This is a genomic window from Allotamlana fucoidanivorans (assembly GCF_006265225.1).
Taxonomy (GTDB): Bacteria; Bacteroidota; Bacteroidia; order Flavobacteriales; family Flavobacteriaceae; genus Allotamlana; species Allotamlana fucoidanivorans.
Genome location: NZ_VDCS01000010.1, coordinates 128,366 through 140,705 on the forward strand (window position 1 = coordinate 128,366; position 12,340 = coordinate 140,705).

Here is a 12,340-nt window from a genome sequence, read left to right on the forward strand (position 1 = left end):
CAGTTGTATATAACTAAATAAGCAGGATTGGCTTCAAGAAATCTAACCGCTTCTTGAAGCCTTAAATAAAAATAAATTGGAGACCCCAGAACACGAAATATTCAGAGATTCCATTGGTACAATTACTGAAGATGGGAAAAGAGCATGGGTTTTTCCTAAAAAACCTAGCGGTAAATACTACCAATACCGCAAATTGGTTAGTTATATCCTACTGGCCATACTCCTACTGTCTCCGTTTATAAAAATTAACGGGAACCAATTTTTAATGTTCAACGTTTTAGAGCGTCGCTTTAATATTTTTGGTTTTCCTTTTTGGCCGCAAGATTTTCATCTCTTTGTGATTTCTATGCTCATAGGCGTTATTTTTATCACTTTATTTACGGTGGCCTTTGGTAGAATTTTTTGTGGGTGGATTTGCCCCCAAACCATTTTCATGGAAATGGTATTCAGAAGAATTGAATATTGGATTGAAGGCGACCGAAATAAACAGCGTAAATTAGCTCGACAAAAATGGGATGCTGAAAAAATAAAAAAGAAAGGACTCAAGTTCTTAATATTCGCTATCATTTCTTTTATTATAGCCAATGTCTTTTTAGCCTATTTAATAAGTAGTGATAAACTAATTCAATATATCACAGATGGCCCCACTGAGCATTTTAGCACTCTTATTTCGCTCACCATATTCACAGCCGTTTTTTATTTTGTTTTTGCTTGGTTTAGAGAACAAGTTTGTGTGATTGCCTGTCCGTATGGTCGGTTGCAAGGTGTATTGTTAGATACTAAATCCATTGTTGTTGCTTATGATCATAAACGCGGAGAAGGCAAAAATGGACGAAAAAAATTCAGAAAAAATGAAGATCGCACTGCTTTAGGTTTTGGTGATTGTATTGATTGTTTACAATGTGTTCATGTTTGCCCCACAGGTATAGATATCAGAAACGGAACCCAACTGGAATGTGTAAATTGTACTGCTTGCATTGACGAATGTGATCATATTATGGAAAGCATCAACCTTCCTAAAGGATTAATTCGTTACGCCAGTGAAGAAAACATTAAGAATAAAACCCCCTTTAAACTCACGCCCAGAATGAAAGGCTACATTGCCGTTTTAGCCATCATGACTGGTTTGTTAATTGGTATGCTATTTTTAAGAAATGATGTTGAAGCTAATGTTTTAAGATTACCAGGGCAGCTTTATGAACATAAAGACAATAATATAATTAGTAATGTTTTCACTTATAAACTAGTCAATAAAACCTCTAGGGATATTGAAAATGTGTCTTTAAAATTGATGTCACACCAAGGTGAGCTAAAACTTGTGGCTACAAGTGATAATTTTGTAGTGCCTAAACAAGGTATAGCTGAGGGGACGTTATTTGTGGAGATTAATAATGCCGCATTGTCTGGTGATAGGAATAAAATTAAAATTGGCGTTTACGAAGATGATAAACTCATTGAAACAACCACGGCAAACTTTTTAGGCCCAAGAAGTTTCAAATAACTAAAAAAGTAGAATAATGAAGATTAGTTGGGGAACAGGAATAGTATTGGCATTCGTCGGATTTATTTCCTTTATCATGTACTTTATTGTAACCATGAATGTGAATAAGGATTTTGAACATGAACTGGTTACTGATGATTATTATGCTGAAGAATTGGCATATCAAAATGACATTAACAAGCTTAATAATGCGAAAGGTTTAGCTGAAAACATAAGTTACAGTAAAACCAATGAAGGCTTAATGATTACGTTTCCCAAGACATTTGATTATAAAAATATTTCAGGAAAAGTGTTCCTATATAGACCATCTAACAAACAACTAGACTTTGAAACTGCTATTTCATTGTCTAATCCTTATTTGCTCATACCTGACAATCGTTTGGTAGATGGTCGTTGGAACATTAAAATAGATTGGCAATATAAGGGAAATTCTTATTTATTTAAACAGGCAATAACATATTAATATGTTGGTCTCTGCCTTCATATTAGGTTTACTAGGTAGTTTTCACTGTGTAGGCATGTGTGGCCCTATTGCTTTTATGTTGCCGGTAGATAGACATAACCATTTAAAAAAAATAATTCAGATTTCCATTTACCACTTCGGCAGACTGATGTCTTACACCATCATTGGTCTTATTTTTGGATTAATAGGTAAAAGTCTTTTTATTTTTGGATTTCAACAGCAATTATCTATTAGCATTGGGGTGCTCATGATTTTAGCCGTGGTTATTCCGCAAAAGACATTAAACACATTTAATATTTCTAAGCCTATATATTTAGCAATAGGAAAAATTAAATCTTCTTTAGGTAAAGCACTTAAGAAAAAAACGGCTGATACTTTTTTGACCATAGGTTTTTTAAATGGTTTTTTACCTTGCGGATTAGTTTATATGGCTGTTTTTGCGTCTTTAGCCAGTGGAGGGGCTCTAAAAGGAAGTCTGTATATGATACTTTTTGGACTAGGCACTATCCCTTTAATGACCACAGCCATATATTTTAGTCAGCTTTTAAAACATTCCGTAAGACAACGCATCCAAAAAGCTATTCCTTATGTTGTGATTTTCATTGGCTTATTATTTATTATTCGTGGTCTTGGATTAGGTATTCCATACTTGTCTCCTGCTCCGATTACAGACAATATCTCCAGCTCTATGGAGTGTCACTAACAACCTGCTTTAAGAACACTTACCACATTCCAAATCTTTTCTTTGTTAATATTAACATAAATTTAATATATGAAAACCCAGAATTAATAGCAATACTATTATTTTTGAAATTAAAATTATTAAATATGAAAAGTTTACTCTCTAACTTAAAAATAGCCGTACCAGAGAAAATCTTTGTGAAAGACCCTGAATCGTCTAAACTAGGTAAACGTATTATAGAGTATAGTATTTCTCTTATAGATGAATTAGGGTTTGAAAGCTTTACTTTTAAAAAACTTGGACAAGCAATTGACTCCAATGAAAGTTCAATTTATAGGTATTTTGAGAGTAAACACAAACTTCTTTTGTATCTTTCTTCATGGTATTGGGCCTGGATAGAATACCAATTAGTATTTGAAACCCACAACATTACCAACCCCAAAGAAAAATTATTAAAAGCTATTGATGTTGTATGCAGAACAACACAAGAAGACTCTAAATATTCTCATATTAATGAAGTTATTTTAAATAGAATTATTATCAATGAAAATTCAAAATCCTTTTTAACTAAAGAAGTTGATCAGGAAAATAAAGATGGTTATTTTGTAATTTATAAACGCGTAGTGAATAGATTGACCGACATGATTTCTGAAGCTAACGTAACATATAACTATCCGTCCTCATTAGCCACCACTATTATTGAAGGTGGATTACATCAACATTTTTTAAAGGATCACTTTTCATCAATAACCAACTGTAAAGAAGATACGTTGACTGTTAGCTTTTTTATTCATTTAGCCTTAAACACTTTAAACATTTAATTATGGCGAAACCTATTATGACGCCTTGGCGTCGTTTACTTGGCCTACTGCAATTAGAAAAAAAAGACATATTGCAAATTTTTTATTATGCCATATTTTCAGGCGTAATATCCCTGTCATTACCTCTAGGAATACAAGCCATTATTAATTTAATTCAGGGGGCTCAAGTATCTACGTCTTGGGTGGTTTTAGTTGTATTAGTTACCATAGGAGTAGCCTTTTCGGGTGCGTTACAACTCATGCAATTACGCATTATTGAAACCATTCAACAGCGTATATTTACAAGATCATCGTTTGAATTGAGTTACCGATTCCCAAAGATTAAAATGGCTAAGCTACGCGATTATTATCCGCCTGAACTTGCCAATCGTTTTTTTGATACTTTAACCATTCAAAAAAGTTTATCAAAAATATTAATTGATGTGCCTACCGCTATTCTTCAAATTGTTTTTGCGCTTATTCTACTATCCTTTTACCATCCATTCTTTATCGTTTTTGGCTTACTGCTTCTTATGCTCATTTTTGTAGTATTTAAATTCACAGCACGTAAAGGACTAGAAACTAGCTTAAAAGAATCAAAAAACAAATATAAAGTAGCACACTGGATTCAAGAAATTGCCAGAACGGTAATCAGTTTTAAACTATCAGGAAGCACAAACTTGGGAATCTCAAAAAATGATGACTTAGTATATAATTACCTTATAGCAAGAGAAAACCATTTTAAAATATTAATGCTTCAGTTTATACAAATGATTAGCTTTAAGGTTATTGTAACAGCAAGCTTATTATTAATTGGAGGTGCTTTAGTTTTAAATCAGGAAATGAATATTGGGCAGTTCGTGGCTGCCGAGATTATTATTCTTCTCGTTATCGCCTCTGTTGAAAAGCTTATTTTAGGTTTAGAATCTTTCTATGACACCTTAACATCTTTAGAAAAAATAGGTGAAATAGTTGACAAAGATTTAGAGAGTCAAACAGGTAGCAGACCACAATTTTCAAAAGGCATTCATATTGAATTAGATCATGCTTCTTACGAAGTTTCAAATCGTGATAAGCATATATTGAAAGACATTTCACTTAAAATTAATCCTAATAGCAGAATTCTAGTAAAAGGTGAAAGTGGTGCTGGAAAATCAACGTTGCTCCGATTAATTTCTGGCGTTATTGAGGCTACATCTGGTAATGTATACATAAACGACATGTCTATAAGTAGTTTACATTTAAACTTCTATAGATCGCAACTTGGCTTGTCTTTATCTGATGAAACTCCTTTTGAAGGTTCTATTAAAGACAATTTAACTTTTGGCAATCCATTAATAACCGATGACGACATTTTTGAGGTAATAGATCTGGTTGGACTGAAATCGTTTATAAAAGAGCAACCTGAAGGACTAGACACCATACTTTATCCAGATGGAAAACGCATGTCATACACACTTTCAAAGAAACTTGTATTGGCAAGAGCCATTTTAAAGAAGCCAAAGGTTTTAATTCTTGAAGATCCCCTAGATCGATTTAACAAAGCTGAAACCGTATCTATTGTTAGATACTTAACTCATAAAGATCGCCCGTGGGCTTTGGTGGTTGTAGCTAGTAGCAGTGCTTGGAGTAATGAGTGTTCTGAAATAATAACCCTAGAAAAAGGTAGAATAAAAAACGATTAAGTCATGCTAAACATTTCTCATAACCAGTTGAATAAAACCATTGACTTATCAAAATTTAAGTCTGGCAAAAACGTTATAGACAAAACTTACTATAAGTATATTAACAAGTTTCTGTTAACAGCGGCTGTTATTTTAGTCATTGTTCTTTTTCTCCCTTGGACACAAAACATTACAGGGTCGGGTATGGTAACTACCTTAAAACCAAATCAAAGACCTCAACACATCATGTCTCAAATTCCTGGTAGAATTGAAGAGTGGTATGTTATGGAAGGGGACTCTGTAAAAAAAGGAGATACCATTTTAAGAATTTCAGAAATTAAAAGCGAATACTTTGATGACAAACTAGTTGAACGAACCAATGAACAAATTCAAGCAAAAGCATCATCAGTTACAGCTTATGGTGGTAAAGTTGAAGCGTTAAAGCGACAAATTATCGCTCTACAAAATGAACAAAAACTTAAGTTACAACAAACGGAAAATAAGTTGCTTCAGGCTCATTTAAAAGTAAAAAGTGATAGTATAGATTTAGAAGCTGCTAAAACCAACTTAACCATTGCGCAACGTCAGTATGACCGCATAGAAACGCTGCAAAATGAAGGCTTAAAAGCCCTTAAAGATGTTGAAGAAAAAAGGCTAAAACTTCAGGAAACGCAAGCAAAACTCATTTCTCAAGAAAACAAATATGTAGCAAGTAAAAATGACGTTATTAACGCTAAAATTGAATTATCAAGAGTAAAAGCTACATATAGTGATAAAATTTCAAAGGCCCAAAGCGATATGTATACGGCCCAATCTGGAGGTTTTGATGCTAAAGCTCAGGTTACCAAATTAGAAAACACCTACTCTAATTATAAAAAGCGCAATAGCCTCCTTTTTGTAACAGCACCGCAAGACGGGTTTATCAATAAAACCGTCACCGATGGTATTGGTGTTACCTTTAAAGAAGGAGAAGAACTGGTTAGCATTATGCCAGCAAATTATGAACTCGCCGTTGAAACCTATGTAAGACCTATTGACCTACCGCTTTTACACAAAGGCGAAAAAGTAAGAGTACAGTTTGATGGTTGGCCCGCTATTGTTTTCAGTGGTTGGCCTAATGTTTCTTACGGCACGTATGGAGCCAAGGTGGTGGCTATTCAAAATTTCACAAATGAAGATGGTAACTATAGAGTACTTCTGGCTCCTGATGAACAGGATCATGAGTGGCCCAAGGCCATAGGTGTGGGATCTGGAGCAAGAACCATAGCACTGCTAGAAGATGTCCCTATTTGGTTTGAATTATGGAGACAAATTAATAGTTTTCCTCCCAACTATTACAAACCAGAAGGAACCCTTGATAAAGTCACTAAAAAAAATAAATAATGAGAACAATAATCCTCTTATTCGTGTTCTTTACTTCCATATGTACCGCACAGGATAGTACATCTGTAATCACCTTATCAGAGTACTTAGGGTATGTTAAATCCTTTCATCCCATTGTAAAACAGGCTCATTTGGTTATTAGTGAAAGTGAAGCCAAATTATTGAAATCACGTGGTGCTTTTGATCCCAAATTAGAAGTAGATTATGATAGAAAAAAATTCAAAAACACCGAATATTATGACAAACTAAATGCCGCATTTAAAATCCCCACTTGGTTTGGTGTTGAATTGAAAGGTAATTTTGAAGAAAATACAGGTGCTTATTTAAATCCAGAATCAAATGTTCCTATTGACGGTTTGTATAGTGTTGGTGTTTCTGTCTCTGTAGCAAAAGGTTTGCTCACCAACCAACGTATGGCTATGCTAAGACAAGGAAAACTTTTTGTAAAACAGGCAAAGGCAGATCAAAAACTACTGGTTAATAACATTTTATATGAGGCTACTAAAACCTATTTCAATTGGCTTAAAACCTACAACGAAAAACAAGTTTATAATGACTTTTTAAAAAATGCACAATTGAGATTTGATGGTATAAAGAAAGGTTATGAAGTAGGGGACAAACCAGCCATTGACACTTTAGAGGCAAGAATAGCATTAAACAACCGAAAATTAAGCCTTGAAAAAGCACGTATTAAATTCATTAAGTCGTCTTTAGAATTATCCAACTATCTGTGGTTAAATGACAATACACCCATAGAAATAAAAGAAGGCATTATTCCGGATGTGAATACTGTTGCTATTATTGACAACACATTAAATACCTCAGCACTTGATGTTGAAAGTCTTATTTTAGACGAGCACCCAAAGCTTCAGTCCTTAGATTTTAAGTTTCAAAGTTTAACCATTGACAAACGCTTAAAAGCAAACAATTTATTGCCTCAAATAGATTTGCAGTACAATTTTTTATCAGAAACACCAGACATTGCCAGTTCGTTTAACACCGCAGCATACAAAAGTGGTGTAAACATTAGTTTTCCACTTTTCTTGAGAAAAGAACGAGGAGACTTAAAACTGGCTAAATTAAAAATACAAGACACCCAGTTTGAAATTCAATCAACCCGTGTGGCTTTAAAAAATAAAATTGAAGCCATTAATCAAGAATTAAAATCATTTGAAATTCAAACCAATTACACCTTTGATATTGTTGAAGATTACAAGAATATGCTAAATGCAGAAGAGCGTAAGTTCTTTGTTGGCGAAAGTTCACTTTTTTTAGTTAATTCTCGCGAATCAAAACTCATCGATGCAAAACTTAAAGCCATTTCATTAGAAAATGAATATTTTATTACAAAAGCCAATTTGTTCAATATTCTGGCTGCATCTACATTATAAGAAAAGGAGACATCTAAAAGTATCTCCTTTTCATTTGAGTTAGTCACTACTTATAACTACAATGAGCTATGTTATATTTTGAATGTGATAACAGGTAATGTTGAGTGGTTAGCCACATCCTCTCCTACACTTCCTTCAAAAAAGTGCGCTAATCCCTTTTTTCCATGTGTAGGCATGGCTATCAAATCTGCACCAATTTTATTAGCGCAGTTTAGAACGCCATCCTCAACAGTATAATCTGACACGTAATGCACATCTTTCATTTTACCTAAATGACCTTCCGCTTTTGTAAAAAACTTTACAACTTGATTTTCTATCTCAACGGTACTTTTAAATCTATCATTAGGCAAATTAACATACACCATATATACTTTCGAGTTCATTTTTTCAAACAATTTAACCGCCTTCAAATAAGATGGTATATTTTTCTCCGAAAAATCACTTGCCAGTACAACCACTCCAAAATCTACATTCATCAAATTATTCTTAACCACCAAAACAGGTATATCTGCACTTCTTACAACACGTTCTGTATTCGATCCTATAAAAAATTCTTTAAATCCGCTTGCGCCATGTGATCCCATTACAATCAAATCGGCATCATTTTTTAAAGCGACATCATTCACTTCACTAAACACCTTAAAATGTTTAATTATAGGTACTACCTTGACATCTTGTAAATAATCTTTGTTTAAAAATTCTTCAAATTTTTTCTCTGCCAATTGAATGAAAAAAACGGCTTTTTGGTTTTGAAGTCCATCAGATGCAGAAAGCATAATATCAGACATTTCGAGCATATGTAAAGCTAAAAGCTCCGCATTGTATTTTTTGGCCAACTTGGCTGCAGTTTCTAAAGCGTATTCTGAGTGTTTAGAAAAATCAATAGGAACAATAATTCGTTTCATGAGTCTTGGTTTTAATCCCAATATCTCGGGATGTTATACAAATATCAATACAATCACATAACTGCTACACCGTCATTGAAAACAACTGCGTATCTGGTTTATTTCGTTGCAATAACACATCAAAAGCCATACAAATGTTTCTAACAAATGGTTGTCCTTTTAATGTCACCTTTACAGATTGCTCATCAATTGTTAACAATCCGTCATTTTCCATTTCCTTTAAGCGAATTAAAGCATCTGGCAATTCATTAAAATACCCTTCATCAGAGTGCCATGATGTTTCAAACTGACACATCAAATTGAGAATATGTCGTCGTATAATCAAATCTTCATCATTCAAAATATGACCTCTATAAACAGGTATGGTATTCTCTTTAAGATGATCATAATACGCCTCGATTGATTTTACATTTTGCGCAAACCCATACCAGCTATCACTTATTGATGACACTCCTAAACCAATCATGGCTTGTGTTTTTGAAGCAGTATACCCCATAAAATTACGATGCAACCTTCTTGTTTTCATCGATTCATAAAGAGAATCAGAGGTTAAAGCAAAATGATCCATACCTATTTCCTCATATCCTACTTCGGCTAACAACTGCTTGCCTAATTCATATTGACTACGCTTTAAGTCGGCCGACGGCAAATCTGACTCTTTGAAGCCACGTTGTCCATTCCCTTTTATCCATGGAACATGAGCGTAGCTATAAAATGCCAGTCTATCAGGCAAGAGGGCTTTTGTTTTCATAATCGTTTCCTTAACATGCTCTAAGGTTTGAAAAGGCAACCCGAAAATAATATCATGTCCTACAGAGGTATAACCTATGACTCTTGCCAATGCTGTTGCCTTTTTTACATTTTCAAAAGGCTGAATTCTGTGAATCGCTTTTTGCACCGTTTCATTATAATCTTGAACGCCGTAACTTACACGTCTAAATCCTACATCATATAACGCTTGTAAATGCTCTCGAGTTGTATTATTAGGGTGTCCTTCAAAACTAAACTCGTGGTCTTCTGCTTTTATAGCATCTTTTAAAATACCCTCTATTAATTGCTTTAAATGGTCTGGACTAAAAAAAGTAGGGGTACCTCCACCCAAATGCAATTCTTTTATAATGGGCTTTTCGTCAAACAGCTCTAAATATAGTTGCCATTCTTTTAGTACCGCCTCAATATAGGGAGATTCTACGCTATGTTGTTTTGTAATGCGCTTATTACAGCCACAAAAGGTGCACAAACTTTCACAAAATGGTAAATGAATATAAAGGCTTATCCCTTCCTTTGAATTACTTTCTATAAATGATTGCTTTAACGATAATTTCCATTGTTCTAATGAAAATGTAGCATTATCCCAGTATGGCACCGTTGGGTAACTTGTATAACGAGGACCTGCAATATTATATTTATTGACTAATGAATTTAACATACCTAACCATTCTACTTCAAAAATATGACATAAAAGTACTTTAAAATATGATATAAGTCATGGGAGATATTTGCTTTTACGTTATGAATGACTTAATTTCGAATATTCAAAAAAACAAGAAAAATGAAAAATTTAAGTATCCTTTTTATTGCTATAGCTATCGGTTTAACGTCTTGTAAGAATGATAAAAAAGAAGTTAAAAAAGAAGCCGAGGAAACCACTATAACTGCTGAAAAATTTGTAGTTAAACCAGAAGCCACTTCAGTAACATGGACCGCTTATAAAACAACAGATAAAAAAGGAGTTGGTGGAGAGTTTACCGTTTTAAAATTTGACAACAAAGAAGGAGCATCTGTAGAAGAGGCCTTAAATAACTTAAGTTTTTCAATTCCAGTTAGCAGCCTCTTTACGAAAGATGAAGGGAGAGATGCCAAAATAAAAGAGTTCTTTTTTGGAGCTATGCTTAATACCGATTTAATAACAGGCATTATAAAATATGAAGGAAATACGGCTGTAGCCTCATTAACTATGAACGGGGTTACCCATGATTTGCCTTTAAATGTTTCTATCACCGATGAAAGAAGAGTTAGCCTAACAGGCACCATGAACTTAAAAGACTGGGATGCTTTAAGAGCACTAGCTTCATTGAATAAAGTATGTTTTGATCTACACAAAGGTGAAGACGGTATTAGTAAAACCTGGGAAGACGTTGCCATTGAGGTAAACACCTTTTTACGTAAAAATTAAAACCATAACATGTCCAGATAGCATATTATAAATAGGCTTTTCTGCAAGATTAAGGTGGGCTAAGAATGTATTTTCAGCCCACCTTAATGGTATATATAAACAGCTTTTACTTTAAAAACACAATTTCATAGAGTAAGAGTTGGGCTTTATTTTTCTGAAAATACTATTTTTACAACATCATTATAACTGTTATCATGAACCCTTCATCGGCTGGTTGGATAAAAAAAGTGCTCAATGAAATTACTAAAAACAATTTGTTTTTAAGTTTTAGTCAGGAGCAATTTTATGATGAACTTAGGCACAGTGGTTTTATCTATGGAACCAATTTAGATGTCGTTGCTCAAGTTTTTCCAAAACGAGATTTAACTGAGGAAGAACTGTGTAAAGTTAATTTCTTACTGGCTTTATTTTACAGCTATACAAATACAAAAACAGACATTCCCTTTGTTGAAAGCATTATTAATTTTTATACAACTATTGATGATATTAAGACCTCCTTTTTTGAAGAGTTATTAGGCGACAAAAAATCAAGCGAACAACTTGAAAAAATTATTCACAAACGTATTCAAATTGACGATAATATACTAACCAAAAATTTTAATTATTTTGTTATTAATGCGTTGCTCTATGTTGATGTTTTAGCTTTTAACGTGTTTTTAAAATCGAAAACTATTAAACTTGACTATTTAAAACATCTAGAAGCTTCTATTGTTGCTATTACACTTGATGTTTTAAATTCAAAAGAATTAAAAAACCAATATGATGAAAGCTTAATTAAACTTTTTGAATCGTCTTTAAGATACCGAGATGCAAAAACCATTTCGTATGAAAAAGCCGTTAAGCATGTAAAAAACGAACAGGAAAAGTTTTATCTTTTAGATTTGGCTTGCATGGCTACTTGGAGCGACCAAATGATTGACCTTAAAGAACAACAATTTTTAGAAAAATTAGGGGCAGATTTACAACTAGAACTTTCAAGAATAAATCAATCTATCAGATCTGTTAATAAATTTTATTCTAGCAATAAAGAAAAGATACCCCTGTTAAGTTCAAAAAATATTGTTCAAAGTTTTTATAATAATTCTAGTAAAATGGTTCATAAACTTATTACTAGAAACAGCAAACGCTTATATCAGGAAATAAAAGACAGTAAAGAGCTTATGGTTCTTATATCACAGTCTACGATAAGAGATTTAACAAAAGAAGAACAAAAAAAGGTACAAGAGCAACTCTTAGATATTTTTAAATCTATTCCTAGTTTAGCCATTTTTTTATTACCTGGTGGCGCCTTGTTATTACCTTTGGTAGTTAAGTTTATCCCGAAACTTTTACCGTCTGCTTTTGATGAAAACCGGATTAATGATTAAAAACTGTA

At 33.3% G+C, this 12,340-nt stretch carries 11 protein-coding genes; 9 read left to right on the plus strand and 2 right to left on the minus strand.

Features of this window, described 5'->3' with window-relative positions:
- Nucleotides 1-76: 76 nt before the first annotated feature.
- The 7 genes from ccoG to FGF67_RS11450 all read left to right on the plus strand — a co-directional run bounded on the left by ccoG (nt 77) and on the right by FGF67_RS11450 (nt 7,884).
- On the plus strand, nt 77-1,501 hold the full coding sequence (ccoG, locus tag FGF67_RS11420; RefSeq protein ID WP_139697859.1) for a cytochrome c oxidase accessory protein CcoG: 1,425 nt from the start codon (nt 77-79) through the stop codon (nt 1,499-1,501).
- A 16-nt stretch (nt 1,502-1,517) separates the two neighbouring features.
- A complete protein-coding gene (locus FGF67_RS11425; RefSeq protein ID WP_139697860.1) occupies nt 1,518-1,964 on the plus strand; it encodes a FixH family protein in 447 nt (148 codons plus the stop codon).
- A 1-nt stretch (nt 1,965) separates the two neighbouring features.
- Nucleotides 1,966-2,667 carry a sulfite exporter TauE/SafE family protein gene (locus FGF67_RS11430; RefSeq protein ID WP_139697862.1) on the plus strand — a complete coding sequence of 234 codons (702 nt, stop codon included), beginning with the start codon at nt 1,966-1,968 and terminating at the stop codon, nt 2,665-2,667.
- Nucleotides 2,668-2,792: 125 nt separating this feature from the next.
- Nucleotides 2,793-3,467: a TetR/AcrR family transcriptional regulator gene (locus FGF67_RS11435; protein WP_139697866.1), complete on the plus strand. Its 675-nt coding sequence runs from the start codon at nt 2,793-2,795 to the stop codon at nt 3,465-3,467.
- A gap of 2 nt (nt 3,468-3,469) precedes the next feature.
- The gene (locus FGF67_RS11440; protein WP_139697868.1) at nt 3,470-5,131 is read left to right on the plus strand and encodes a peptidase domain-containing ABC transporter; all 1,662 of its coding nucleotides are present in this window, start codon (nt 3,470-3,472) and stop codon (nt 5,129-5,131) included.
- Nucleotides 5,132-5,134: 3 nt separating this feature from the next.
- On the plus strand, nt 5,135-6,493 hold the full coding sequence (locus tag FGF67_RS11445) for an HlyD family secretion protein (protein WP_139697870.1): 1,359 nt from the start codon (nt 5,135-5,137) through the stop codon (nt 6,491-6,493).
- Complete coding sequence (locus tag FGF67_RS11450; RefSeq protein WP_139697872.1) at nt 6,493-7,884, plus strand: TolC family protein; 1,392 nt, start codon at nt 6,493-6,495, stop codon at nt 7,882-7,884. Before FGF67_RS11445 ends, FGF67_RS11450 begins: the two co-directional genes overlap by 1 nt.
- A 71-nt stretch (nt 7,885-7,955) precedes the next feature.
- Here the strand turns inward: FGF67_RS11450 and FGF67_RS11455 are convergent, their stop codons facing one another.
- Together FGF67_RS11455 and hemN are read right to left on the minus strand one after the other, a co-directional pair.
- Nucleotides 7,956-8,789, minus strand: coding sequence for a universal stress protein (locus FGF67_RS11455; RefSeq protein ID WP_139697875.1), 834 nt, complete (start codon nt 8,787-8,789; stop codon nt 7,956-7,958).
- 64 nt (nt 8,790-8,853) lie between these two features.
- Complete coding sequence (gene hemN / locus FGF67_RS11460) at nt 8,854-10,218, minus strand: oxygen-independent coproporphyrinogen III oxidase (protein WP_139697877.1); 1,365 nt, start codon at nt 10,216-10,218, stop codon at nt 8,854-8,856.
- 123 nt (nt 10,219-10,341) lie between these two features.
- Between hemN and FGF67_RS11465 the strand changes: the two genes are divergently transcribed.
- Both FGF67_RS11465 and FGF67_RS11470 read left to right on the plus strand, forming a co-directional pair.
- Nucleotides 10,342-10,965, plus strand: a complete 624-nt coding sequence (locus FGF67_RS11465; protein ID WP_139697879.1) for a YceI family protein — start codon at nt 10,342-10,344, stop codon at nt 10,963-10,965.
- Between the two features lie 194 nt (nt 10,966-11,159).
- Complete coding sequence (locus FGF67_RS11470) at nt 11,160-12,332, plus strand: LETM1-related biofilm-associated protein (protein ID WP_139697881.1); 1,173 nt, start codon at nt 11,160-11,162, stop codon at nt 12,330-12,332.
- Nucleotides 12,333-12,340: the final 8 nt, after the last annotated feature.

Coding starts and splice junctions, on each gene's coding strand:
- FGF67_RS11425 (WP_139697860.1), top strand. CDS start 1,518: ATGAAGATTAGTTGGGGAACAGGAATAGTATTGGCATTCGTCGGATTT.
- FGF67_RS11430 (WP_139697862.1), top strand. CDS start 1,966: ATGTTGGTCTCTGCCTTCATATTAGGTTTACTAGGTAGTTTTCACTGT.
- FGF67_RS11435 (WP_139697866.1), top strand. CDS start 2,793: ATGAAAAGTTTACTCTCTAACTTAAAAATAGCCGTACCAGAGAAAATC.
- FGF67_RS11440 (WP_139697868.1), top strand. CDS start 3,470: ATGGCGAAACCTATTATGACGCCTTGGCGTCGTTTACTTGGCCTACTG.
- FGF67_RS11445 (WP_139697870.1), top strand. CDS start 5,135: ATGCTAAACATTTCTCATAACCAGTTGAATAAAACCATTGACTTATCA.
- FGF67_RS11450 (WP_139697872.1), top strand. CDS start 6,493: ATGAGAACAATAATCCTCTTATTCGTGTTCTTTACTTCCATATGTACC.
- FGF67_RS11455 (WP_139697875.1), bottom strand. CDS start 8,789: ATGAAACGAATTATTGTTCCTATTGATTTTTCTAAACACTCAGAATAC.
- hemN (WP_139697877.1), bottom strand. CDS start 10,218: ATGTTAAATTCATTAGTCAATAAATATAATATTGCAGGTCCTCGTTAT.
- FGF67_RS11465 (WP_139697879.1), top strand. CDS start 10,342: ATGAAAAATTTAAGTATCCTTTTTATTGCTATAGCTATCGGTTTAACG.
- FGF67_RS11470 (WP_139697881.1), top strand. CDS start 11,160: ATGAACCCTTCATCGGCTGGTTGGATAAAAAAAGTGCTCAATGAAATT.